Source organism: Brevibacillus sp. FSL K6-2834 (assembly GCF_038592925.1).
GTDB lineage: Bacteria > Bacillota > Bacilli > Brevibacillales > Brevibacillaceae > Brevibacillus > Brevibacillus borstelensis.
This window is the reverse complement of sequence record NZ_CP151945.1, coordinates 3,295,732-3,319,139: the sequence shown is the minus strand read 5'-3', so window position 1 is coordinate 3,319,139 and position 23,408 is coordinate 3,295,732. Positions and strand designations below refer to the sequence as shown.

Sequence of the window (23,408 nt, the reverse complement as noted above, 5' to 3'; positions counted from 1 at the left end):
CTTTGACAGGGATACCCAAGATGGTAGCCTTTTTTATTTGCTTGGCTTTTGTGATTGCGTACTTTAAAGACGTAAGCATCGTCGTATTCGGAAAAGAAGACTTTCGAAGTGCGGCGATTGCCGCGGCTCGGCAGGCCATTATCAAACATCAGGATTGGGCTGCTTTGCGAGTAGGAGATCCACCTTATCTGATGCGGGAGGGATTGGAAGATACCATTAGTCGGGTACTTCAAAACAACCTGAATGTGGGTCCGAAGGAATTAAACGTGCGGATGAACGTACAAACGTCGCCCGCGCTTCTTTCCCTTGCTGTAGATGCTAACTATAGCAGTTCCCTTCTCAAAATGCTGAGGGAGGATAACATACTTGTATACGTCCCGGTACAGACAACGGAGATCATCGAATCGAAGTACGACGTAAAAAACTATGAGTAAAATGAAAAGGTGGTGAATGGGCGCACAATAGGCGCCTTTTTCTTATGCAAAGAACCATGAGGATCGTCATCCTTCTTTTGCTTACCACTTTGGTTGGAGGGGGGGTTTACTTCGGATATACAGAGTATGAAAAACGACAAAGTGCATTGGTTCCGGTATTGACTGTCTCGCAAGAGATTCCTCCCCGTACCATGATTACCCAAAAGATGTTTGACGACGGGGTGATCAGGGTGAGCATGCACCCGGCCAAGATCGTTCCGCCCAATGTGTTCCGAAAACCGGAAGACGTCCTGAATAAGTTTACAGCCACCAACTATACGGTGCCGCCGAACAGCTACTTATACGTCGGAAAGGTATTGACGGCCGAGGAAATGAAAGATGGCGCGGCAATGCTCCTCAACGAAGGGGAGAAGATGGTTGCGATCAACACAAATTTGCGCTCTTCCTTAGCGGCCCAGATTACGGAAGGGAGTTACATCGACCTGTGGCTGTCAGCGGTTGCCAAAGAGGATAAAAAGCCGGTGATTGGCCCGTTCTTGGAAAAAGTGAGGGTGATCGGGACGTATGCAACCAGTTCTCAAAAGTCACGGCCAACGACAGATGCCGTTACCAAAAACAGCAGCGATGAGCAGCAGCCGGTGACCATCGGGGCAAATGTCGTACCGCAAACGATTCTTCTCGCGGTCAATAATGAGCAGATCGCTTTGATCCAACTGGCTGAAAAACTCGGAACCATTCAAGTAGCCGGAGTGAGTTACAAGGACTATGGCAAAACAACATCAGCTACGAACAACGGGCTTTGGTCAGTCAAAAGGATGCGGGAATGGATGACGGCAGAATTGAGTAAAACGTTTCAAGTTCTCGAAACTACAAAGGGGGATGCCCGATGATCATCAACGCAAGCAGCTATGAGCAGATTACTCAGCTCGCACGTTCTTATGGAATCGTGTGCGAAGAACGCTATGATCTTGGAGATGCACAATCACCTGTCATTCTGTCAGATACCACAGACCCGACCGGTGAAGTGGCGAATACGTTGGCGAGCCAGGGGGTTCCTGTTCTCTATTTGGCGTACGATCCTCCCGTCAATTTGTCTCCCTCTACCTCCATTTTGAAGGGGGAGGAAGTGAGATGGGAGCAAATTTACGCCTGGATTCAGTCCTCCCTGCAAACGCAAGAGCAGAAACAGCACATTGCCCATTTGAACGTGAAGAGAACGATCGGGTTTTTTGGAATCCAACCGGGAGTAGGAGCTGGTTCGATTGCCCGGGCCTTGTCTTTTTATTCGGCCATGAATGGGAAGAAAACGCTGTACATCGACATGGATATTCGATTCCCCAAGGCGCCGTATCAGATCGGGTATAAAGATTCGCGATACACGTTGGAAGGACTGCTGGAGGCCCTTCAAAGCAAAGAACGGCCCAATATGGAACCCTACTTTTTGCATAAGTCCAAGATGGGGCAAGTCACCAAACATCTGGCGGAACACTTCAAGAAGCTACCGGATTTGTTGTACGTCCTGTCTCCGTCGGCCGACCTTGGTTTCGAGTATTTTCCAACCTTGGGGACGGACCTCAACGAGATTACCGACTACATGAAAAAAATCGTGGAGGGTGCCAAACCATTCTTTGAAAACATCATTTTTTCCATGGGAAGCGATCCGGATGAGCCGTTACACTTGGCTATACTCAGGGCTTGCGATCAACGTGTCTTTGTTATGGATACCAGTCCATCTGCTGTGCGGTTGTTCCCACAACGAATCAAACTGCTGGAGAACACCGGTGTTCCAACGGACGGTGCCCAGGTGATTCTCAACAAGCTTCCTGAAAAGATGGACATTGACGTATTCGAGGAGTTCCTGCAGCGCAGCGTCACCTATACTGTTCCGTATGATCCGCAAATGATCACCGAGGTTCACAAATTAAACTTGCTTGGTGGAAAGTCGTTTGAGTCAGCCATCGGTGAAATCGCTGAAGGGTTATTGGGGCTAGAGAAGGAAACGAAAAGACGGGAAGCCGATTCAAAAAAGACAGGGCGTGTCAGCCTTCTTTCACATTTTTCCCTGTTTCGAGAAAAAAACGTGTGAGGAGGGTCAGCGATGCAAAATGAAAAAATCCTGTTAAATAGAGGACGTGTAAACCTGCAACAACTGCAAAGCCAGCAGGCTGCTACGAAGTCTTCTCGGCCAGACGAAGAACAAAGTGTGGAACACACCAGTTCCGACTACGAATTGGTGCGAAATGAAGTGCGAAACTTTCTCATGAACGAACATAACAAACTTGTCCAGGATGCGCTGTTCAATAAAAAACGAAAGCCGGAGGTAGAGCGGACTATCCGCAACTACCTGCAGATCGAACGAAAGTTTGTGGCTGGCATGAGCATCGATGATGTCGTTCTCCGAATTTGGAAAGACATTTTTTCATTGGGGCCGCTGGATGATGCGTTGGAGGACAACTCCATCACGGAGATCATGATTAACGGGTACGATCAGCCGTGGGTAAAGCAAAACGGAAAAGACCGCCCAGCAGGGGATCTGATTCAATTTGACAATCAGAAGCACCTGGAGACCATCATTGTCACCAAAATCCTGAATTCATGCGGGAAGTCAGTATCGGATAAGAATCCGATTGTGGATGCGCGGATCGGTGAATGCAGGGTAAATGTGGTATGGCAACCCATCAGTCAAATGAAAGGGCCCATCTTGACCATCCGAAAGTTTCCTCCGATCACGTTGACGGAAACGGAATTTTTGGAAAAAGGAACAGCGTCGCCCGAGATGTTTGAGTTTATCAAACTAATTGTTCAAGGGGGCTGCTCCATTTGCATGGGCGGGAGTACCGGGTCCGGAAAAACCACAACCTTTAAGCTAATGGCAGGCTTCATCAAAAAAGGCGAACGAGTCGTTGTCATTGAAGACACCGCCGAAATGCGATTGGAAAAGTTGTATCCCTATGAGGAAGGCTATCACTTTATTTCGGAAGAATGTCGGATCATGGAAGATGAGTCGTTGGACATTGTGATCCAAAAGTTGGTCGTTACCAGTTTGCGTCAGACACCAAAGCGGTTGATCATCGGGGAGATTCGCAAAGAGAAGGATCTCTTGGCGGCGATTGAGGCTGCCTTGATTGGGCACCCGTTGTGGTTTACCATGCATGGCCTCAGTGCTTCAGAATTGGCAGAACGGATTAGTATGCTTTTGGCACGGTTTATGACCAAACAGGACGCCAATCGGCTGTTATCCAAGTCGCTTAACATTATCATGATGCAGAAGCATTTTGCTGAAGATGACCGCCGCCGCGTGTTTGAAATCGTGGAGATTGTTGGCGTTGACAAAGACGGAGAATTGATCCTCAACCCGATCTTCGAGTATGACTGGGATCATAAAAAGTTTGTTCGCAGCAACCCCATTTCTGAACGTCTGGTCAAAATGTTCCAACATGCAGAAATTCTAAGAACGAGATACGAAAAGTATCTCCAACCCGCTGGATGAGGTGGCAACGATGAGCATGGCGATTTTGTTAGCTGTAGGAGCCGCGTTATTTTGCTTCCTTCTCTTGCTATGGTTTGAGTCCGGGAAAAGAGAGACGATCAAGTGGATTGAACTGCACAAGCCAGCAAAAAGAGAGCGCAATAGTTTTTTTGCAGAGGGAGAAAGGCTGGGGGTTTCGGTTCAGAAACAAGTCATATGGTGGGGACTTGCTTTCGGAATCGGAGTTGGCTTGTCTTTTCTTTTTCTCAACCCATTTATTCCAATACTCGTTTTGGTCGCCAATTACTTCTCAATCAAGATGTTTTACTTAAATAAAGAACGCCATATTCGGGATCTGGCGAAAGAGCAGTTGGGACCGGCGCTTCAAAATTTGGGCGCCGCTTTTCGCATTCAAAAAAACTGGAAACGTGCGTTGGAGACCACGATTCCGAGCCTGGACGAGCCGTTGAAAAGCGAGTTCATGCGTGTGTACCAGCTTCACAGCAGTGATGTTTTGATTGGGGAAGCCCTACAGGAGATGATGGAACGGCTCAAAGTACCCGAAATGAACTTGTTTGTGAAGATGGCCGAGATCAGTCAATCGGTTGGCGACAGCGCAGCCGAAGGCGTATTGGTTGCGGGTGCCTTCTTTCAAACCAAGCGATTGGCAAGAATGGAGCTGGCCAATGCCATGCTAAGTGCTGTTCGAGAGAATCGTTGGCTGTCCTATTTGTTCATTGCTGCAGTGGCATTTTTCCGGTTCTTTCAGCCAGAAATATTTGCAGTGTACACAAATAGTTTGGTAGGCCAATGCTTGTTAACCGTGTATCTGGGGATTGCTCTTTTTGTCCCCGTCGTGAGTTATTTCATTATCCGAAAAGAGGTGTGATCGTTGATCTTTCTCGTTTTTGGGGGAGGGTTACTGGCCTTCCTCCTTTTTCTAATCCTGTTTTACCTGTTTCAGCCCTCGTCAACCTATCGGGCATCAATCCTTTTAGAGGAAGTCAAACCCGATCAAACATGGCACCGGTCATTCGAGTTTCTTTTTCCTCTGACCAACAAGTACTTGCTGCGAACCAGAGCTGCGATTGAGCAAGAACTACTGGATGCTGATTCGAGGAAGACACCTGAGCAGATTGGCGTTGAACAATTTGTGTACATGGTCGGTGTGTTGTTGCTGTTTCTTATTGTTCACTTGTTCGTGAAATCTTGGTTCATACTCGGTCTGGGTATCCTTTTAGCCGTATACTTTTTCTTCGAGCCGAGGAGAGAGCTAAAAAACAAAGCGAAGAAATTGCGGGAAGAGATACGAAAGGAAACGCCCAACTTTGCATTGACGGTCAGACTCTTGCTCAAGGGGCAAAAGACCCCAGCAGATGCGCTGCGAATTGCTTGCGAACACGGAACAGGTAGTGGGCTGAGAGCGTATGCGGAAGTACTCAAACAAGACTTGGAGTTTCTGTCACCGCAGGAGGCAGTTCAAAAATTTGCCAGAAGTACAAAGGTGCCGGAATTGATTGAATTCAGTACAGCTCTTTCTCAATACATGACAGTAGGGCCCGGTAAAGATGGTCAGGAAATCTTGGGGCAAATGGAATTGACGTTTCGGGAGTTGGACAAAAAACTCATGGAGCGCGAAAAGCAAGTACGTCCTGCCAAGGTCAAGGCGATGAATATGCTCATTGCCTTGGACGGTATCCTGTTTATTGCCACCCTGATGGCGTTGTATTTGGTGAGTATGCTGTCCAAAGGACCGGCCTTTTAAGGGGGGCGAGCAGTTTGAGAGATCCCCCTATGGAGTAGATGCAATCTCTAAGAAATCAAGCCAAAAAAAATATGTAGGAGAGGATTACGATGTGGAAAAAAATGATTCAAAAAGGAAAAGTCCTGTTTAAACCGCTCCGCAACGATCGTGGTACGGTGCTGATGGAAAAGAAAATTCTGTTGGTCGTCATTGTCGTAGGTGTTTTTGGATTCAGTTCCCTTGGCTATACGTTCTTAAAAGACTATTGGAGCCAAACATCCGACAACATCAAAAACAACAGCCAAATCAACGAAGAAGTAAGCTGGTAAAAGGAGGCCGGGCAGAAATGCCCGGTCAGGCTGTCGAGAAAGTCGACAGCCATTTTTATTTCCCTGTATTTTATGACGACACCGCGTTAATGTGTTATAATATTCTTGTAATTACATTTACTGGCGGGTGATTATTGTGCTTTCCTCTAATGAAAAAAAGCAACAAATGCAATATGAATTTGTATGCCTTGATGAGTTGGTCCCGGAGGACCATTTGCTACGAGTTATTCAAAAGCATGTAGACTTCTCTTTCATCCGAGAAAAAGTACGCCAATACTATTGTGAAGATAACGGTAGACCAGCCATTGATCCGGTGGTTTTATTTAAAATGATTTTCATTGGATACCTTTACGGTATCCGGTCAGAAAGACAACTCGAAAAGGAAATTCAGACGAATATCGCTTACCGCTGGTTTCTTGGCCTTTCACTAACAGATCGAGTTCCAGACCACACTACCATCAGTTGGAATCGTCGAACTCGTTTTAAAAACACAAATGTTTTCCAAGAGATTTTTGATGAAATCGTTCGCCTTGCTATCCAACATCGCATGGTTGGCGGACGTGTTTTGATAAGTGATTCCACTCATCTGAAAGCAAATGCGAACAAACGTAAATTTAAGAAGCATGTTATTGAAAAATCTAGTCGAGCCTACCTTAGTGATTTAGAAGCAGCCATTAATGAAGACCGTGAAGCACACGGAAAAAAGGATTGAAGCCTAGAGAGGATGTGAAGGAAGAAAAGGAAATCAAGGTGAGTACTACTGATCCGGACAGTGGTTACATGGTTCGTGACGGAAAGCCTGAAGGCTTTTTCTATCTCGATCATCGGACAGTCGATCATAAGTACAATATCATAACTGATGTACACGTGACTGCGGGTAACGTTCATGATTCTGTTCCTTATGTAGATCGGCTACAACACCAAATTGAGAAGTTTGGGTTTACAGATACCATTGAAGCCGTTGCATTGGATGCTGGCTATTTAACTACTCCAATCTGCAAGGCTCTGCACGATCTAAATATCTTTGCCGTCATTGGCCATCGAGCTTTTTCACCTGTTAAAGGCCTTATCGCCAAATGGCGGTTTAAATATGATCCCGAAAAGAATGTCTATATTTGCCCCCAAAAACATGAGCTTGCTTATTCGACAACTGACCGTAACGGATACAGAATGTATAAGTCAAATAAAGAAATATGTAAGGCATGTCCGATGCTCACTATGTGTACACGGTCAAAAAATCACCAAAAGGTGATAACCAGGCATGTATGGGAAGAGAGTAAAGAATGGGTTCGACAGAACCGCTTAAGTAAGTCAGGAAAATACCTATACAGGTTGAGATACCAAACGATAGAGCGAAGTTTTGCAGATGCCAAAGAACTGCATGGACTTCGCTATTGTAGGTTGCGCGGACGTGAAAATGTCCAAGAGCAAGCGTTGCTGACAGCAACCGTTCAAAATATAAAAAAGATAGCACTCCACCTTGCAAAGGCATGTTAGGTGTGGTGCTATCTAAGACTTCCAGCACTTCGTGCTCAATTTTATTGTTATGAAAGAAGAAACTCCAACATATTGTGGGGTTTCTCGACAGCCTGGCCGGGCAGAAATGCCCGGTTTTTCTATTTATGAAGCGTGCCCAGCAAGCCGTTAATTGCTAGTTGGTGAAAGTCCAACCGAGGCAGGAGCCAAGTCACCTCGTAGCTGACAGGCAACTGGTGGAGAAATCCTAAGGTTGAAGCCCTGTGACAAAGTAACTCGAAAGAGTGCGAGCAAATCAGCAGGCCGTAACATAAAGTGAATCCTGCAGCCTCGTTAAGAAAGACCACCGAGAGGTGGACAAAGGGAAGCCGAGCTTGTTTCATATGGGCGAAGGCCAAGGACGGTGTGGAGAACTTGGAATACAGCACCTATGAATCCCTCGGGGTATGGGGAGCGGTATGTTGAGAAAGTAGTTAACGGAACTGGGGAGACCCTACTCTGCACGCCCCGTCAGGAGCGTAAAACGGAAACCTATAACCGTAAGGGAAGTGGTGGATGGCAGAGAGGGAGTCGGAGGGGTTCATAGTACCGATGAACATAAGGACAACACAACCTTATGGAGGGAAGGAGCCCTGCTTTGTTCACGGGTCGAAGGAGGTAAGAGTGAGTGAATGCAAGTAAACTTGCTAACTACACCGATGTAAAAGCTCGACAACTTTGGACAACCCTATATCTTTGTGCCAAGGCAAACTCAAAACGGCGATTTCATGCCTTGTATGACAAAATCTACCGCCCGGATATTCTAGCGACAGCTTGGAGGAGAGTAAAAGCAAATAAAGGGAGCGGAGGAATCGACGGACAATCCATCGCACAGATTGTGGAGGAGTATGGGGAGAGCCGTTTTCTTAACGAGATCTATCTAGATTTAAAAGAAAAGCGGTATCGTCCACATCCGGTTCGTCGAACTTACATCCCTAAACCGGATGGCAAGAAACGTCCACTCGGCATCCCGACGATCAAGGATCGGGTGGTCCAAATGGCTACTAAGCTAGTCATTGAACCGATCTTTGAAGCTGATTTTCGGGACTGTTCTTATGGCTTTCGGCCAGGAAGAAATGCTCACCAGGCAATTGCACAGATACGCAAAGCAAGCAAGAGGTGTTATTGGGTCGTAGATGTTGACATTAAAGGGTATTTCGACAACATCAACCATGAGAAGTTGATGAAACTGGTCGAAATGAGAATCAGCGACAGACGTGTTCTGAAACTTATCCGACAATGGCTGCAGGCTGGGGTCATGGAAAATGATCAATTCCATGAAACAGAACTGGGAACTCCGCAAGGAGGGGTAATCTCGCCTCTTCTTTCAAACATCTATCTAAACTACATGGACACCATTTGGGAAAATCAATTCTCCCATCTTGGCACACTTATCCGCTATGCGGATGACTTCGTTATCATGTGCAGAACCAAACAAGAAGCATTGGAAAGCATTCAAGTGCTGATGGCTATTCTAAACAAGCTGGAGCTTAGTCTCAGTAAAGAGAAATCTAGACTCGTTAATATTTGGGACAATTCCACTGGGTTTGACTTTCTTGGGCTGCACCATCGCAAATTCCCCGTGTTCAACAAAGGGGGGAGCAAGGTATTTGCTATGTCTCATGTACCAGCTAAGAAAGCAATGAAGGAAATGAGACGTAAAATTAAGGAATACACTGCACCAAGGAACAAACTGTTTCTGTCTCTAGAAGAGCTAGTGAAAGGGCTAAATCGCAAGCTAAGGGGGTTCAAGAACTACTACTTCATCTCGCCCATCGCCAAACGATGGGCAAGACGGATAGACTGGTATGTGATTGAACGCCTTACAATCTTCTGCAACAAGAAAAGAAGCAAGCGGAATAAACATGCCGGAAAGCTGAAGGTCATACAAAACACGCAGGGTAGTTTATTGAAATTAGCCGGATAAAGTAAGCCGAATGCCAAAGAAAGAAGAACATCGGAAAGCCGTATGAGGGAAAACCTCACGTACGGTTTGATGAGGGGGAGCTGAAATGAGCAAGGCGACCATACGGTCGCCCGAAAGTTTCAGTTCTCTACTCTACATCAATTCCAAAAGGAGAGGGTGCGAATGCGAAGGTTTCTCCGCCAGTGGTGCCTTGATGAATCGGGTACGGTCTTGATGGAAAAGAAAGTGATTTTGGTGGTCTCTGCGGTGATGATCTTTGGTTTGGCCTCCATGGCCTTACCTTGGATCAACTCGTATTTTTCCGACTATACCACCAGTGTACGACATGCCGGGAAAGCACATGAATTTCGGAGCGTGATCCTCCAATGAAAAAGCTACGAAATCAAAATGGGTTTATCAGTATTGAGTACTTGATCATCTTCTCCCTGATTTTTCCGTTCTTCATCCTTATGGGTGATTTTGTTCAATGGGGAGGAAAATGGCTCAATGCTCAGGTTTGTATCAATGACACGGCTCAAAAGATGGGGGAGCATGGCGGGCTGTTGGATGGTACTATCCCCTATTTGCAACAGCGGTTTGCTGATGCCGGACTGGACCCTGCTGAATGGGATTTGACGGTTACAGCTGGTCCATTAGCAAAAGGGGAGGAAGGCGTGATTGCCGTTTCGTCCACCTACACATTTCAGTCTTTGAAGATCATCGGAATCACGGCTCAAGTTCCCTTACGGGCATCTGCCACGTTTACATCACAAGTCTGGATGAGGTGAGGACGTGATACTCATGGGGTTCTCTCTCATTGTTCTGTTGATCGCCACTTTCACGGATTGGAAATGGCGGATTATTCCGGATTGGTTGACGTATCCGTCTATGGTGGTTTCGCTCCTGTTCCATTACTTTCATGACCAATTGGGGCATTCCGTATTTGGTGGTCTTTTTGTGTTATCTATGCTGCTGGGACTTTCATTTTTCGTACAAGACGGCATTGGGGGAGGGGATATGAAACTCCTTACCTTCTTGGGATTTGCACTTGGGTTCCCGCTCGTAAATGGGGTGATCTTATTGTCTTTTTTGTCGGGGCTCGTTTTTTCTAAAGTGATGAATCAAGTTCATGTACCGTTTGCACCGTTTATCACGTTTTCATTCATGATCCTTCTGCCGACGATTTCGGTGGGGTAATAAGGAGGAGGTGTCGATGGATCTGCCGGTAATCCAGCACGCCAAAGAAATATGCGAACAAGAATTACGAAAAGCGTTGGCAGCGGGAAAGCAGGGAGGGATTGAGATTTTTTACCAACCATTTGTTCACGTTGGGACAGGTCAGGTTATTGGAGCGGAAGCTCTCACACGATGGGTACACCCATTGTTAGGGGAGATTTCGCCACGAATTTTTGTTCCCCTAGCTGAATCGAATGGTCTGGTTGCCGAATTGGTCCGATTCGTATTAACAGTTGCTTGCAGACAGGCGAAGAGGTGGCTAAATACTTATGGGCCAATACGAATCGCTATCAACATTTCCCCGCTTTCCTTCCAACATGCCGACTTTGTTGCGGTTATCTTGAATGTTTTGCAAGAAACTCGGTTGCCCCCAGAGTGTTTGGAGATTGAACTGACGGAGAACATTGCGATTCGACAAGAACATATCCTTTCGACATTCGCCAGGTTGAAAGGGATTGGCATAAAGATCGCGATTGACGATTTTGGTACAGGATACTCTTCGCTTAATTACCTGCGCATGTTTCCAGTTGACACATTGAAAATCGACCAAGTATTTGTGCAAGATGTGGAAAACAGCCAGCAGGAAGTTCCGATTACTTCAGCCATCATTCGTCTTGCTCACGAATTGAATCTGCAGCTTGTAGCCGAGGGAGTTGAATCGGAAGAACAGAAGAATTATCTCATGCAGAAAGATTGTTGCGTCATGCAGGGTTTTTTGTTCAGTAAACCGCTGCCGGCCGATCAGTTTGAACAATTCTTACAAGCCGATGTGCATTCTGGATTAAGGAGGTGTTGACGATGACAGATAACCAGTTGCTAGACAAATTGATGAACGGAGTTTCCGAAAGATATGGCCTAACTCCCCAAGAATCAAAAGTGCTGGCCATGCTGCTGCAAGGATACTCCATCCCGCAAGTTGCGGTTCATTTGGAGGTTTCTCCTTATACAGCGGAAAAACATAGCCAGACCGTGCTGAGAAAGCTAAACATTATGTACAAGCGAGAGTTACCATTTTGGCTTCTAAAAGAAATGGAGACAGTTAAAGGAATGGTGAAACTATGACCCGATTGTACGAGTCGAAACACTATGCTTTGTTCTCTGCCCGTTTGACTGAACCCATGAAGGAAGTTCTTTGCATTATCGGAGAGAGTGGAGAGATCAATAAACAATCGATCATTGACACGAGCAGATACAGCAAAACAGTCGTCCATGCTTGTGTTGAAGCGTTGTATTTTTCAGGACTTCTCAAGTTGAGGACACCAAGACGAGAAACGCTCTACTCACTCTCCGAGGAAGGACAAGCGTTTGTAGATTATTTGTTGCTGACTTCAAACGAGGGGGGATACCATGAGTCTGATGAACAGTAAGGAATTGGAGTTCATGACAAGCAACGGCCTCATCCAAGATGTGTCCTTGCGATTTGGTGTGATAGGCGCCGGTCAAAAGGGGAACAAGGATGCGGATATCTTTGCTGGTTATCACTTTGCGGATGGAACACAATGTTACCCAACGTTGGCAATCAACTTTGCCCAGGCGGATATGATTCACCTGAAAAACATCCCGGAAAAGGATCGCATTCACTTTGACGGAATGAAAGGAGCTGCTCGGACTCCTTCTCTTGTGGTCGAGTTATTCGATCCGACGTTGAATCCCAAGGCGAATGAATTGAGAAGCCAGTTGGCTGCTGCCATGGAAAAGAAATTTGCAAATGTGGAGCATCTGATCATTTCACTTGGCGCCGGGGGTGGCGTGGGAACCGGTTGGGGCTCTTTAACCCTCAATTTGATCAAGGAAGGATTCTTTCCTGTTCCGATCACCTTACTCATTTCGCTGCCGATTGACGATCCTGATGAAATCGCAAATGCCTTGCTGCTGTTAAAGGAGATTCAGGATTTTCTCAAGATACAGGAAGAGTTATTTGAATACTCTGACACAAAGCCGTTAGCCAGCGTGATTTTAACCGACAACAAAAAGATTTACCATGATTTTGAATTGAAGAAGGGATCGCGGACGCTCCAACATACAAACCTGTCCTGGAAAGACGAGGGGAATAATGCGGTCATTAGTACCATCCACGAAGCCAATCTCATCCCTGCCAATTTTGGAAGCGACAACGTAACCTATGACCCTTCAGACTTCATCAAGCTGATGCAGCTCTCCGGCAAGCTTCTTACGATAGCGAAAGCGCGGTTGGAACCGGATTTTACCATTGAAAAACTGGAAGCAAAGATGAGATCGAGTATCGAGAAGGGATACTTTGCTTGCGGGCACCAGTACCAAACGGCGACGATGTACGGCGGTTTTATTTTGCGACCGTCCAATGCGGACTTTTTCAAGGATGTCATCACGGAACGGACGATCAAGAAAGTGATCAGTGACTACAATCCGATTACGCAAATGAGAGGTAAGTTTGGCGACCCGATCTGGAATGAAAATTACGCGGTCATCTACACTTTTTTTGCTGGGATGGGGATGCCAAGCCGTTTCGCCGAGCTGGCGACAGAACTTCAACAGATCAAGGAAAAACAAGTGCAGGTTCAACAAGAATCGGAACTGGATGTTGATGTGTCTGCCGCTATCAAAAATGTGAAACAGTCAACGTTCAACCCCTATCAGCCGAAAACGAACAAATTCGGAGGGGGTGGTTTTGGGGGAGGATTTCAGTCAGTGTTCAGTCGATCACAGTCAGCCGTCACCAAAGACGATGAGAATCAGAAGGAGAAGAAAGAGGAGCAGCCGAACCGCTTTGGCCAACGATCAGGAAACCGTTTCGATGCGCTGCGGAAGATTCGTCTGCATGAAAACCAGTAATAGCATCCAACGGTATCCCTACGGATACTGTCGGTATCCTATACCAATTGCAACAGAGAGCCGAGAATTCAGCATTTTAGGGTGAACGGTATGTATGCCGATAGTATCCCAACGAATGGTGACGGTATTCTCTGCCAATTTATTGATAAGGTGGTTTTATGTGGGAACGTACAGGGGTGGAACAAGCCTATGAACTTCTCCTGCAAGCGCAGTATCAGCTAAAGGAATGGATGAAAGAAAGGAATCCTGTGGAAAATCCATGCTCTTTTCAACCGTTGTTGGAACCATTGGAAGACCATTGTTTTCGGTTGGTCTATCCGGAATTGGCTCCTGTGTTCAGTCGATTGAAGAACCACGCACCAGGGTTGCGAGAGCAGATCAAGCAGGAGTGGTTGGTAGGAACAGAAGAAGCCTTGCGAGCATTCTGGCAGCCGGACCGCAGGAAGGCTTGGGATGGTTTTAATACGAGGGATGGAGTGGGAAGTTACTACTTCCAGGAGCCCGTGGCGGTCTGGATTCGGAACCATTATCCCGCCAATCTTCTCATTGACCTGGACAACCACGTGTACAAGTGGATGATCGATGCGTTGGTAAACGCCTATTTCATCCCCGACGACAACAAAAGTCGGGTGTCTCTTTTGTTTGACTATGAACCAAACGTCGACCACCCCCACACGGAAATGTACGTGCTGCCCAGACGAAAATTAATGGATTTCTTGGCGGTGTAAAACCCGAAAAACAGCGGTGGCATACGTATGGAATCAAAGCGCTCTTTCGTATTGAATCAAAAAAATCGACAGAAATTTCCACGCGACGTTAGCGGCTATCCTATGGAATCAAATTAGAATCCATACGATACAGAGGGTGAAAACAGGGGTTCGCTAGAAACATTTGATTCCCTATGTTTGAACGGTGCTATTTAAGGAAAGCAAAATTCAGTTGCCGGGTGTTGTGAAGATTCTTTGGTTCCATATCTGCCTTTCGGGGGTTAACTACGGGGAAGGAGCAAAAAGACAGATTCCATATGAAAAAAGTGTCCTGATCCCATGTCGTTCTATGGGTTTTGGAGTTTGGGGGTCGGGGTTGTGCAATCAAAGGGCAATTCCGGTGGGATTAGGGGCTAAGGCCGGAGGCTGAAGCCCCTAATCTGCCCAGGTGACCAGCAGCCAGGGGAGCTCAATAATGCCGGGGGGAAGGCTACCATTCCACGGAGGTGGAAAGAGGGAATGTTGGCTATTCTGAAAGTTGATCGGTAAAAGAAATCGGGCGAGCAAGTGGGAGAGTGCCCAGCACTCGACGGTTGCGAGCCGTACAGCAACGAAAAAGGGGGAACGATTGTGAGAACACCAGAAATCACGTCAAATGATATTGCCCTGTTTCGGATGATATGGGCCTATCGTGGTTGCACATCAGATGTGTTACGAGAACGTATTTTCGATGGCCGAAGATACGGGTATACACGAATCGCAACGTTACAAGAGCGCGGTTACATTGCCAAACGAGCAATCTACAACCGGGAGTGGCCGAGGGGATACTGCTGGTATCTACTAAAAAAGGGGCTGGAAGTGTTGGCCGACGTAGAGGGGTGGAGCCTGGACCGGTTGGAGATTGAGATTCGCCGATGGGAAGAATGGCGGAATGACAGCAAAGTAGCGCAATGGAACCGCCTATGGATTATGAACGTAGCGGTAGCGTGCGAAAAAGCAGGATGGGTGTGGATACCAAAGTATGAATTTGTCGGGTGGGGCCGCCAAGATCGAGAGCAATCTCGTATTGGCGGCATCCTTATTTGGGAAGAGCAAAAGTATGCCTTGTTCGTGATCGAACCGCAGGGAGGGAGATTGCCAATTTATCGAGCAAAAGAAGAATCCCGTCGGGTACGAGGTGTCGTGGACGGCGTGATCGTTCTTAGCCGAAATGGGTGGTGCATGGAACAGTGGGGTCTTCCTGATTATTGGGAGTACGTTCTTCCCTACGATGAAGGAATGGCCATTTTGAGTCTCGGCGCCGGATGGGAAGCAGCCATGAGAACATCAGGGGGGAACACCTGGAAAGCGGAGGGGTCTTTATGACGGGTGAAGGTAGAGTATCGTTTCTCGTCATCGTCGTAGCAGGTTTTGTTCTCGCGAACACCCTTCCGATGACTTGGATCCCTCTTTTGCTTTGGTTGGGGATTCTGTGGATACTGGGGATAACTCTGTGGGTATGGAAAAAACAGGAGTCTTATTCCGGCTGGTGGATGGGCGCGGCCTATTGGATTCTCATGGGATGGAAGGGAGATGAAGTCCGTCTCGCCTTGTACCAGGTAGCCTTGGAGTATTGGAACGGGGATGGGGCGATGAACTGGTTGTTGATTACGTTAGCGGTGACCGTCTTATATGCCGTGGTCGGCATCAAGATGTGTCACCGCTTTGCGGTTGCCCTTCCCAAATGGGTAACGTCGTCCATGGGGACGTTGACCCGCTCGGTAAAGAAGGCCATGGGCCAAGATTGGGAGCTAATCGAATTCCAGCTGGGGGTAGATCGTACAAGCGAGATCACAAGCGAACCATTCCGTCCAGGAGGGGAATAGGGGGGGAGAATCATGCTTATTCGGGAAAAAGTGGAGTATCGGAGGGTGGAAGAGTTAAGGGAACATCCACTCAATCGGATGCTCAATTCCCCATTGGGTTCCATGGAGGCCGCTCTGCTTGAGAACAGCATCGACGAAATGGGGATTCAGGAGCCTTTATGGGTAACGGGTGAAAACGTTATAATCTCCGGTCATGAGCGGTGGAAGATCGCAAAACAGAAGGGAATGGGAGAGGTACCGGTACGAGTCGTGGAATCTGTCACGGAAGAAGAAATGCTGTACCTGCTTGTCATGGCCAATGATGCACGCCGCGGGGATGAGAAAGACCCGATGCGGAAAGCCCGTAAGATTAAGGTCTTGTACGACTATTGGGGAATCACGGTGGGGAGGCCCAAAAAGGGACACGATGACCACAATGCGAGAAAAACACGACATGACGTAGCAAATCTAGTAGGGGAGGGAGAAAGAACGGCAAGACGATTGCTCAGACTCTTGGATTTGATTCCAGAACTACAAGAGCTGGTTTCCCGTGGCGTTATCGGCGTGGTGGCTGGGAACGAACTGGCTGCCTTGTCGGAAAAAGAGCAACGCCAGCTGTACGAGGCCATTACCCGTTCCAATGTCAAAGAGGTACGATCCCAAGAAATCCAGGCCATACGCAGCGAACTGGAATATCTCCGGGAGCGCCGGTCGCAGCAGGTGGATCTGCAGGAAGAACAATTGGATTTGCTGGACATGAAAGAAGACGTATTGGCAGAAATGGAGGAGCAAGATGCAGCTGATGGTGGACAGAAGAATGAGTTGCCGGAAGAGGACAGGGAATGGCACACCGAACTGGAGAAGGAGATCCCCAAGACGGCGATTGATGCCGTTGCCCCCACGTTGGAAGCATCCAGTGCCCGAAACTTGCGGCGCCGCTTGTTGATCAAAAAACTAGACAAGGCGGAAAAGCTGATTGAACGACTGGAACAAGATCTCCTCCCGTTTTTTGATAACCTGACGGACGCCGTGGTGCGGGAACGCGTCCATGATATAGTAGGGCAGTTGATGCGCGTATCTGAAAGACTGGACGAGGCGGTGTCGGGAAGGTGATTTATGTAAACGACCAGTTGATAACCGAAGATGTGTATCGCTCCGGTACAGATTACGATCAAACCGTTTTGAAACAATGGCATGAACAAAAGCCGCGGATACAATGCGCGTGTCAGGCATATGCCATGCGAGCGGAGATGCACGTGCGAAAAACGCCTCATCGACGCTATACGTTTGTCAACAATCCCGAAAACTCCGACAAACATACACCTGCTTGTCCTTACTACGGGGAGGTAGAACGGTCCCGAACAGGGGAGAGGCGAGCAGTCGAAAAGATTGGCGATCGCTTGATCGTTCATATCAAGCTGTTCCCGGAAACAGGTACACAAACAGGGAAAAGCCGGGAGACAGGGAATCAAACCGGGGTTAAAACGGAAGAACAAACGCATCGTCATCGCTTGTTTCCTTCATTCATCTTCGACTGGTACAAGCTGGCTGTCGAGCAGCTGCAGGGAAGGGGCAAGAAGATGACACCAGCCTCCGTGTTGTACCACATTTGGCACTGCATGTCCCATCACCGAATCTGGATAGGGACGGAAGATTTTTATTGGTTTGGGTACGTCCCTAACGAGCGGTTTCGGCTTCCCAAACGGCGGAAGGTGGTTCTTGGGTGGCTGCGTGAGCGGGAAGAAGTGATCGGAGGAGAGCGGTGGGGGATTGAGGGCATGAGGTCGTGTTTGATCCGTGTCCTTGTTCCCGAAAGCCATATCACCCGTTACCGTGTGGATGGCAAACTGGTTGCGCTTCGCGTCAACTTCGACTATCACGAACCGCGTTCTATTGCTCCGGTTGTGGGGTGGTATATCACGGAAGAAGTTTGGTGGCTGCACAGCGGAGCAGAATGGGAATTGCTCATGCTGTTGCGGGAACGAAAGTACACCATCCTTCGTCCGATTGAGCCGTCAGAGGAATGGCTGGGGTATCAGCCGGATTTTGTTCTGCCGGAGCGAAGTCCTCCTGTGTATGTGGATGTGCTGGACGAACCGGATGAGGCCCTGGAAGATCGGTCACCTCAGAGGAGGAGAAAACAGGCGGAGATTTACCGAGCAGCGGCACGAAACCGGGTAATCCGCTATGTGCAGTGGCAGTCCGGTGATCCGGTAGAATTTTAACAAGGGGGAGGGGAACAAGATGATTGTCACCTATGGCGGCTTGGATGCGTTTTTGCACACCTTGGTTGTGGGACCAACGGGGAGTGGGAAAACGAGTTACTTGCTCTCTCCCATGGCTATGCAGATTTTGGAGTCGTATAAGCGGGGAAACCGTGTCGGGATGCTGATTTTGGAGCCGAGTGGTGACTTTGTGGAGGATATTTACCAGGGGTGCCTTGCCTATGGAATCCCGGTACGTCGAATCGATCCAACGTGGCACGGAAGCGATGGTCTAAACCCGTTGCTGGGCGAACCCCAAGTCGTTGCGGAAATGACGAGGACCGTATTAAAAAGGCTGTTTGGCAAACAAGAAGCCTTTTTTGCGTTGGTGCAGGAAATGGCCGCGCGAAATGCGGTTTTGCTGTTGAAGCGTCTGTACGGAGACGATGCCGATCTGCTGCATATTGTCCGTGCGCTCCGGAATCTCAAAACGTTGAAGGAACACATCACGGAGTATGAACGAAAACACAGGCGAGATGACCTTGTGGAGTTTTTTCAGGTGGAGGTTTTCGACAGTGAAAACTTCACCAAAATCTCTACGGGCCTCCGGATGCAGTTGGAAGACTTGGTGGGGAACGAGCTGGTGTTGAAACTGCTAACGAAAAAGAAAGAGGAAAGCGTCAGGTTTGAAGAACATTTGGCCAACGGAGGCGTGGTTCTCATCAATTCCGCGTTGGGCGAGTTGGGGAATCTCAGCAGCATTTTTGGTCAGTTTGCTATCATGACGTTTCAAAACGCTGTTTTCCGTCGGCCGGGAAATCAATGGACGAGGCGCCCGCATTACACCTTCATCGATGAGCTGCCCGAATACCTCAATCCGGATTTTCGCCGGCTATTGACGTTGGGGCGGAAATATCGAAACGCGTGTACAATCGCCATCCAGAATATTTCCCAACTGAAGGTGGACGGATATCCCGGATTGGAGGATACCATTATGACCAACTGCCGGAATAAATTGATTTTCGCCTGCGAACACGAAGCGGATGCGAAGAAGTTTAGCGCCTTATTCGGGACAGAAAAACGAGTCAACCAGACGAAAATCTACGACACCCATATGGGAATGAAAGCATTCACAGCGGACAAAGTGACGCAGACGGAAAAGGAAGTACCGCGGTTTACCCCGACACAACTGATGGAGTTGCCGGCCTATCACTTTGTCGCCAGGCTTGTGAAGAACGGGCAATTACAGGTACCCAAACTTGTGAAGGGGGAGTTGGTTCGAATACCGGAAGGGAAGGAGGAAGAAGGAAAACGGAAACCATACGCGTGGTTAGAGACAGTGACGAGAAAACGGAAGGAAGAGATGATCGCGAGGGATTCCCCGAGCGAATCAGAGGAGGCAAAAGCATCAGTCTCACAAGAAGGGGGAGATCAGCCGAGAAAGAAGATCACGATAGTGTTTCCGGAGCAGTCCAATCTTTCCGGGGAAGAGAAATGGTTTACGTTACGAAAAGCCAAACGAAAAACGGGATAATACGGCTTCCTCTCAAATGAAGTGGGGGTGTCCATTGGATGAAATGGCGATTTTGGACCCTGGTTTTGGTAGGAATCACGATAGTAACGGGTTTAACCCTTCTGGAGGCATTCTCCTAGCGGAGGCTTCAAGATATTTGATAAAGGTGGCGATTTAACATGGCAAGACAAGCGGCTGTCAATAAACAACAAATGGTGGCAACCCAGAAGCCAGCAACTCGAAAGAAGCGATCGGCAAAAGTCAGTGAGGAGGTACCGTTTGTTCCATTCCTCAGAGTGGACATAAAAACGGGAGCATTTATCCTGGACGAGCGAGAAGAAAGATATTGGAAGGTATGATCATAGCTACTCTCCCATAAGGATGAGGGCTATTTTTATTTTCTCACGTTCATGTGAAAAAGGAGGAATTGTTCATGTTGGCAAACATTTTGGAGCGCAAAGGAGACCAGAAGAACTTTTGGGCGGAGCTGTTCGCAGCCAAACAAAATAACATGGCCATTCAGGCAAATGTTATCGGCTTGGAGACACACAAATTGAATGGAGAATCCGTTCGCTGCTGGGTATTGGAAGTAGAGCCGACTGGTACTGTAAAGGGCATCGTTCCGCGCATGGAAACGGGCGTGGAGAAATCGTCCGAGATGAATGAATTCCTAGGACAGACCATTCCGGTTATGATCCTGCATATTGACCAGGATGCCGAACAAGTGCTGTGCAGTCGTACCCGTGCCATCGACCTGATGCAGGAAATTGCCTTGCGGCGGATGAAAGTAGGGGATCAATACACGGCAACGGTAACGAAAGTGTCGCAGAACCGCATCGTCGTGGAAACCTCCGGGTTCTCATTTACGTTTACCAATTCCGACTTGAAATTGCCCTTTAAGAATTTGCGAGATGTATATCAGGTAGGCCACACGCTCACCGTTGAAGTCAAGGAGATCGTTAGGAATGGGCATGCGGCGCAGCAGAGTGAAGCGGCAGCCAGGGAAGATCAAGGCGAGAACATGCCAACTCCGTCCATTAGGCTCATCGTGGCCCCTGTTCTTCAGGACAAATGGGAATTTATTGGCACACGGTTCAATCTCCGAGGCGTGTACAAAGGCGTGATTAAACGGCAATTCGATGCAGGGTATTGGGTCGAACTCGTGCCTGGCTTGGATGTGTATTGCCTGCATCCGAAGCGGAGTCTGCACAAAGGCTTGCTGAGGGAGGGACAAGTAGTATTCATCCAGCTGCAGCGGATCAACAACAAAGAGCGCCGGTTGAGTGGAGAAATTATCCGCGTAACCGGGTGAGATAACATGTTCGGGAAATCATGGACATTCACCTGGGAACCTACGCAAACCTCATCTCTTGAAGTTCATTCACCGCTTCTGGAATGGATGAAAACCATCGGAATCATCACGGCCACTTCTGCAGACTGGTTTCATGCCACCAAGAGGGAAACGCGGGAAACGATCAAGCAGCTTCTGTCGGCTGGCATCATTATGCGGGGCCAAGCCCAATCCGAGGACAACCAAAAGCTGACTGTTTACGCCATCGAACCGGTTGCCGGCGAAGAGGCCGTAAAAAAACTGATCCTGGAGCGTGTCTTGGACCACTGGTTGGACTGTGTGGAGCCCATTGACATTCAGACAAACCCAAGCGGGGGCACGATCCGGATTGGAGACGATCTGGTGGACATTCGGATTCTGTATGGGGATGTCCACCCTCCCGAACGGGAGCGGGTCTTATGGTTCGGAGGAAATTGGAACGAGTTTCGATCGCTTGTTCAGCCGGGACACTTTGCCGCAACCCTGGACGTATGGGAAAAGGGAATGGTGATGAAGTGGGAACACAATTGGACGCCCGTACCTCTCTCCCTCTTGACGAAGGGATAAAATCTTAGGTAAAATATGGGCAAATCAAGTCCAATATACGAATCATCAGAGGCTTTTTCCGTGGAGCGGATAGGGGTTCGTATACAATCAACCATGTTGAGCATGGGAGATTGCGAAGAAACGGGATACCTCATACCGTTGGGTAGTTGGCAATACCTGTTCCCTATGAGGTTAATGATCTGCGTTGAGCGCAGAATCGGATGGAGTGTGTGAGGCTTTGACCCATGGTGCGCCTCTTCCAATCCTGCGAAGGGAAGCAGATTGGACAACATGGGCGGAAAAGATGTCGTGCTTGTCGTTTCCTGGCAGAGACAAGGCGACATGGTGGTTACGAGAGAGCTAGGCACGGACTCGTAACGGTCGCAAGCTGCAGACGTGTTGTGCATGACTGTAGAACTTGCCACAAGAATGTTCTCGATGGAAGCATAGGCGTAGTACGCTTTTTGCAGGATTGTTTCGTGCAAAAAGAGGTACTACGCCTTTTTGCGTTTTCAGGACATCTCCACTGAGATACAATGGGTAGAAAGACGTTGTATCGAAGGAGGTGGAATACACATGCAAAAGGAGAGGGATAACATGGACACTCTTGAAAAAGAACTGGAAGAGTGCTGGAAAGAGGCTGCAAACACGAAGCCATTAAGCGATGAGGAACTGGATGCGATCATCAAAGACGTTCGCAGATCCATCCGTAAGGTGGTGGAACAATGAACGTGGTGATCGACACCAGCACAATCATTCGTGCGACGTTGGAACAAAATAGGATGGCTCAAAGGGCTCTTTCGTTGTCCATTCGGGAACATCAGGTACTACTGACAGATGAGATGGCGAAAGAGCTTGCTGCCACGATTGTCATCGTCGCAGAAAAGAAAGGGCAAAACCCGAAACCACCATTGAGAGTAGCGGCGACTTATTTGCTTCGGGCCAATAGGGTACGCTCAACAACCGTGTATTCCTGGTGCTACGATCCGGATGACTCCATGTTTATTGAGTGCGCAATTGATGGTGGTGCACAAGCGGTCGTCTCCAATGACCGGAGTTTAACGACACTCCATGAGTACGTCACCGATGAAGAGGGGAAAAGACTCATCCAAGAGATTGAGTTTTTGACCCCGGAGGAGTTTGTAAGTAAATACAGCCTGTCATGAGTTTTTTCATCAGGCACAGGAAACCAAGACTTTTCAACCGCTAAGGTTAGGAAGTCTTTTTTATTTTGATTTTGTCCCTCGTGCGGGCGTACCAATAGCACGGGCCGAGATAACGGCAGAAAGGAGAAGAAATGAATCGAGTCGTCTTGATTGGTCGTCTGACGAAAGATCCGGAGATGCGCTACACGACAAACGGGATCGCTGTTACGACGTTTACGTTGGCAGTGAATCGACCGTTTGCCAATCAAGAAGGAGAAAGGCAAGCAGATTTTATCAACATCGTAACCTGGCAGAAACTTGCCGATCTGTGCGCAACCTACTTACGCAAGGGCCGACAAGCTGCTGTTGAAGGGAGACTGCAAACACGGTCATACGAAAACCAGGAAGGACGAAAGGTATACGTGACGGAGGTTGTGGCGGACCGTGCTTATTTCCTTGAGAAAGCAGAGGAGACTCGTACGGGCAATCAGCAACCAAGCCATGATCCCTTTGCCCATGGAGATCCATTTGCCGATCCGTTCGGTGGCTCAGGAAAACCAATCAATATTACGGATGACGATTTGCCGTTCTAGGGAATGGGTCATCGCAGGACAAAAAAGACTTCTCTCCGATGGTTCGGGAGAAGTCTTTTTGTATACACCAAATCCCTCGTGC

The 23,408-nt window shown here is 48.1% G+C and carries 27 protein-coding genes; all 27 read left to right on the top strand.

The annotated features are described in order from the left end of the window. Positions 1 to 2: 2 nt before the first annotated feature. The 27 genes from NST96_RS16435 (at position 3) to ssb (ending at position 23,326) form a co-directional block, all read left to right on the top strand. On the top strand, positions 3 to 434 hold the full coding sequence (locus tag NST96_RS16435) for a hypothetical protein (RefSeq protein WP_342404212.1): 432 nt from the start codon (positions 3 to 5) through the stop codon (positions 432 to 434). Positions 435 to 478: 44 nt separating this feature from the next. After that, positions 479 to 1,324, top strand: coding sequence for an RcpC/CpaB family pilus assembly protein (locus NST96_RS16430; protein ID WP_342404211.1), 846 nt, complete (start codon positions 479 to 481; stop codon positions 1,322 to 1,324). Next, complete coding sequence (locus NST96_RS16425) at positions 1,321 to 2,520, top strand: hypothetical protein (RefSeq protein ID WP_342404210.1); 1,200 nt, start codon at positions 1,321 to 1,323, stop codon at positions 2,518 to 2,520. Before NST96_RS16430 ends, NST96_RS16425 begins: the two co-directional genes overlap by 4 nt. Before the next feature lie 12 nt (positions 2,521 to 2,532). After that, the gene (locus NST96_RS16420; RefSeq protein WP_342404209.1) at positions 2,533 to 3,924 is read left to right on the top strand and encodes an ATPase, T2SS/T4P/T4SS family; all 1,392 of its coding nucleotides are present in this window, start codon (positions 2,533 to 2,535) and stop codon (positions 3,922 to 3,924) included. 10 nt (positions 3,925 to 3,934) lie between these two features. Then, positions 3,935 to 4,792: a hypothetical protein gene (locus tag NST96_RS16415; protein WP_342404208.1), complete on the top strand. Its 858-nt coding sequence runs from the start codon at positions 3,935 to 3,937 to the stop codon at positions 4,790 to 4,792. Positions 4,793 to 4,795: 3 nt separating this feature from the next. Continuing rightward, positions 4,796 to 5,668 (top strand): hypothetical protein, encoded by an 873-nt coding sequence (locus NST96_RS16410; protein WP_342404207.1) that lies wholly within the window; start codon positions 4,796 to 4,798, stop codon positions 5,666 to 5,668. A gap of 89 nt (positions 5,669 to 5,757) precedes the next feature. Beyond that, on the top strand, positions 5,758 to 5,976 hold the full coding sequence (locus NST96_RS16405; RefSeq protein WP_024984543.1) for a hypothetical protein: 219 nt from the start codon (positions 5,758 to 5,760) through the stop codon (positions 5,974 to 5,976). Positions 5,977 to 6,142: 166 nt separating this feature from the next. Beyond that, positions 6,143 to 7,473 (top strand): IS1182 family transposase gene (locus tag NST96_RS16400; protein WP_122958896.1). Its coding sequence is split into 2 segments (ribosomal slippage): positions 6,143 to 6,683 and positions 6,683 to 7,473, totalling 1,332 coding nucleotides; the frame shifts between segments, so codons are not numbered across the junction. 646 nt (positions 7,474 to 8,119) lie between these two features. Then, on the top strand, positions 8,120 to 9,418 hold the full coding sequence (gene ltrA, locus NST96_RS16395) for a group II intron reverse transcriptase/maturase (protein WP_024985477.1): 1,299 nt from the start codon (positions 8,120 to 8,122) through the stop codon (positions 9,416 to 9,418). A gap of 162 nt (positions 9,419 to 9,580) precedes the next feature. Beyond that, positions 9,581 to 9,787, top strand: coding sequence for a hypothetical protein (locus tag NST96_RS16390; protein ID WP_342404206.1), 207 nt, complete (start codon positions 9,581 to 9,583; stop codon positions 9,785 to 9,787). After that, a complete protein-coding gene (locus tag NST96_RS16385; RefSeq protein ID WP_310769189.1) occupies positions 9,784 to 10,185 on the top strand; it encodes a hypothetical protein in 402 nt (133 codons plus the stop codon). Before NST96_RS16390 ends, NST96_RS16385 begins: the two co-directional genes overlap by 4 nt. Before the next feature lie 13 nt (positions 10,186 to 10,198). Next, positions 10,199 to 10,594: an A24 family peptidase gene (locus NST96_RS16380; protein WP_024984540.1), complete on the top strand. Its 396-nt coding sequence runs from the start codon at positions 10,199 to 10,201 to the stop codon at positions 10,592 to 10,594. A gap of 16 nt (positions 10,595 to 10,610) precedes the next feature. Beyond that, positions 10,611 to 11,429 (top strand): EAL domain-containing protein, encoded by an 819-nt coding sequence (locus NST96_RS16375; protein WP_342404205.1) that lies wholly within the window; start codon positions 10,611 to 10,613, stop codon positions 11,427 to 11,429. A 2-nt stretch (positions 11,430 to 11,431) separates the two neighbouring features. Continuing rightward, the gene (locus tag NST96_RS16370; RefSeq protein WP_024984538.1) at positions 11,432 to 11,695 is read left to right on the top strand and encodes a helix-turn-helix transcriptional regulator; all 264 of its coding nucleotides are present in this window, start codon (positions 11,432 to 11,434) and stop codon (positions 11,693 to 11,695) included. A gap of 285 nt (positions 11,696 to 11,980) precedes the next feature. After that, positions 11,981 to 13,444 carry a cell division protein FtsZ gene (locus NST96_RS16365; RefSeq protein WP_342404204.1) on the top strand — a complete coding sequence of 488 codons (1,464 nt, stop codon included), beginning with the start codon at positions 11,981 to 11,983 and terminating at the stop codon, positions 13,442 to 13,444. A 158-nt stretch (positions 13,445 to 13,602) separates the two neighbouring features. After that, positions 13,603 to 14,172: a hypothetical protein gene (locus NST96_RS16360; protein WP_024984535.1), complete on the top strand. Its 570-nt coding sequence runs from the start codon at positions 13,603 to 13,605 to the stop codon at positions 14,170 to 14,172. 609 nt (positions 14,173 to 14,781) lie between these two features. Then, positions 14,782 to 15,516 carry a hypothetical protein gene (locus NST96_RS16355; RefSeq protein ID WP_342404203.1) on the top strand — a complete coding sequence of 245 codons (735 nt, stop codon included), beginning with the start codon at positions 14,782 to 14,784 and terminating at the stop codon, positions 15,514 to 15,516. Further along, entirely contained in the window at positions 15,513 to 16,016 is a 504-nt protein-coding gene (locus NST96_RS16350) for a hypothetical protein (RefSeq protein WP_342404202.1), read from the top strand. Before NST96_RS16355 ends, NST96_RS16350 begins: the two co-directional genes overlap by 4 nt. Before the next feature lie 12 nt (positions 16,017 to 16,028). Continuing rightward, complete coding sequence (locus tag NST96_RS16345; protein ID WP_342404201.1) at positions 16,029 to 17,108, top strand: ParB N-terminal domain-containing protein; 1,080 nt, start codon at positions 16,029 to 16,031, stop codon at positions 17,106 to 17,108. Continuing rightward, positions 17,105 to 18,220, top strand: a complete 1,116-nt coding sequence (locus NST96_RS16340; RefSeq protein ID WP_342404200.1) for a DUF1173 family protein — start codon at positions 17,105 to 17,107, stop codon at positions 18,218 to 18,220. The genes NST96_RS16345 and NST96_RS16340 overlap by 4 nt, the downstream gene beginning before the upstream one ends. A 19-nt stretch (positions 18,221 to 18,239) precedes the next feature. After that, complete coding sequence (locus NST96_RS16335; protein ID WP_342404199.1) at positions 18,240 to 19,733, top strand: type IV secretion system DNA-binding domain-containing protein; 1,494 nt, start codon at positions 18,240 to 18,242, stop codon at positions 19,731 to 19,733. Positions 19,734 to 19,891: 158 nt separating this feature from the next. Next, a complete protein-coding gene (locus tag NST96_RS16330) occupies positions 19,892 to 20,071 on the top strand; it encodes a hypothetical protein (protein ID WP_143864256.1) in 180 nt (59 codons plus the stop codon). Between the two features lie 74 nt (positions 20,072 to 20,145). Beyond that, complete coding sequence (locus NST96_RS16325) at positions 20,146 to 21,024, top strand: hypothetical protein (RefSeq protein WP_342404198.1); 879 nt, start codon at positions 20,146 to 20,148, stop codon at positions 21,022 to 21,024. A 6-nt stretch (positions 21,025 to 21,030) separates the two neighbouring features. After that, positions 21,031 to 21,609 carry a hypothetical protein gene (locus NST96_RS16320; RefSeq protein ID WP_342404197.1) on the top strand — a complete coding sequence of 193 codons (579 nt, stop codon included), beginning with the start codon at positions 21,031 to 21,033 and terminating at the stop codon, positions 21,607 to 21,609. 576 nt (positions 21,610 to 22,185) lie between these two features. Continuing rightward, complete coding sequence (locus NST96_RS16315; RefSeq protein WP_281274232.1) at positions 22,186 to 22,317, top strand: hypothetical protein; 132 nt, start codon at positions 22,186 to 22,188, stop codon at positions 22,315 to 22,317. Continuing rightward, on the top strand, positions 22,314 to 22,754 hold the full coding sequence (locus NST96_RS16310) for a PIN domain-containing protein (RefSeq protein ID WP_122905048.1): 441 nt from the start codon (positions 22,314 to 22,316) through the stop codon (positions 22,752 to 22,754). Before NST96_RS16315 ends, NST96_RS16310 begins: the two co-directional genes overlap by 4 nt. A gap of 131 nt (positions 22,755 to 22,885) precedes the next feature. Continuing rightward, on the top strand, positions 22,886 to 23,326 hold the full coding sequence (ssb, locus tag NST96_RS16305) for a single-stranded DNA-binding protein (RefSeq protein WP_342404196.1): 441 nt from the start codon (positions 22,886 to 22,888) through the stop codon (positions 23,324 to 23,326). The last annotated feature ends 82 nt before the right edge of the window (positions 23,327 to 23,408 follow it).